The sequence below is a fragment of the Gudongella sp. DL1XJH-153 genome (assembly GCF_049310905.1).
GTDB lineage: Bacteria > Bacillota > Clostridia > Tissierellales > Tissierellaceae > Gudongella.
Genome location: NZ_JBMEMN010000074.1, coordinates 1 through 1662 on the forward strand (window position 1 = coordinate 1; position 1662 = coordinate 1662).

Annotated in this window: 1 rRNA gene; it reads right to left on the reverse strand. The window is 50.2% G+C overall.

The features are described from left to right. Positions 1–41 precede the first annotated feature (41 nt). Positions 42–1574 (reverse strand): 16S ribosomal RNA (locus ACOEN1_RS13380). Between the last annotated feature and the right edge of the window lie 88 nt (positions 1575–1662).

The window sequence follows — 1662 nt, forward strand, 5'->3', positions numbered from 1 at the left end:
TATAACAAACAGTGTGTGAGAACTTGAATTATCTTCCTTAGAAAGGAGGTGATCCAGCCGCACCTTCCGATACGGCTACCTTGTTACGACTTCACCCCAGTCATCGCCCCTACCTTCGACAGCTGCCTCCATTACTGGTTAGCTCACTGGCTTCGGGTATTGACAACTCCCATGGTGTGACGGGCGGTGTGTACAAGACCCGGGAACGCATTCACCGCGACATTCTGATCCGCGATTACTAGCAACTCCGACTTCATGCAGGCGAGTTGCAGCCTGCAATCCGAACTGGGATCGGCTTTTAGAGATTTGCTTGCCATCGCTGGTTTGCTCCTCGCTGTACCGACCATTGTAGCACGTGTGTAGCCCAGGGCATAAAGGGCATGATGATTTGACGTCATCCCCACCTTCCTCCGATTTGTCATCGGCAGTCTCTCTAGAGTGCCCAACTTAATGATGGCAACTAAAAATAGGGGTTGCGCTCGTTGCGGGACTTAACCCAACATCTCACGACACGAGCTGACGACAACCATGCACCACCTGTGTCCACTGTACCCGAAGGTAAAACACCATCTCTGGCGCGGTCAGTGGCATGTCAAGCCCTGGTAAGGTTCTTCGCGTTGCTTCGAATTAAACCACATGCTCCGCTGCTTGTGCGGGTCCCCGTCAATTCCTTTGAGTTTCATACTTGCGTACGTACTCCCCAGGCGGAGTGCTTAATGCGTTAGCTGCGGCACCGAGGTTTGACCCCCAACACCTAGCACTCATCGTTTACGGCGTGGACTACCAGGGTATCTAATCCTGTTTGCTCCCCACGCTTTCGTTCCTCAGCGTCAGTATAAGTCCAGAAAGTCGCCTTCGCCACTGGTATTCCTCCTAATATCTACGCATTTCACCGCTACACTAGGAATTCCACTTTCCTCTCCTTAACTCAAGTCTGACAGTTTCAAATGCTTACAATGGTTGAGCCATTGCCTTTCACATCTGACTTATCAGACCGCCTGCGAACCCTTTACGCCCAATAATTCCGGACAACGCTTGCCCCCTACGTATTACCGCGGCTGCTGGCACGTAGTTAGCCGGGGCTTCCTCCTTGGGTACCGTCATTATCTTCCCCAAGGACAGAATTTTACGACCCGAAGGCCTTCATCATTCACGCGGCGTCGCTGCATCAGAGTTTCCTCCATTGTGCAATATTCCCCACTGCTGCCTCCCGTAGGAGTCTGGACCGTGTCTCAGTTCCAGTGTGGCCGTTCACCCTCTCAGGCCGGCTACCTATCATGGCCTTGGTGAGCCGTTACCTCACCAACTAGCTAATAGGACGCGAGACCATCTTTCACCGCTTTACGCTTTAACTTATTCCTCATGCGAGGTTAAAGTGTCATAAGGTATTAATCCCAGTTTCCCGAGGCTATCCCTTTGTGAAAGGCAGGTTTCTCACGCGTTACTCACCCGTTCGCCGCTAAGATGATTTAAGAATCCATCCGAAAATTTCATCGAAAATCACTTCGCTCGACTTGCATGTGTTAGGCACGCCGCCAGCGTTCGTCCTGAGCCAGGATCAAACTCTCATTAAAAGTTTGTCTAGCTCAATATTATTTGTTTTTAAAAAATTGATTCTTGGTTTATTCAAAGTTCTCACAACTGTTTAGTTATCTAGGTTCA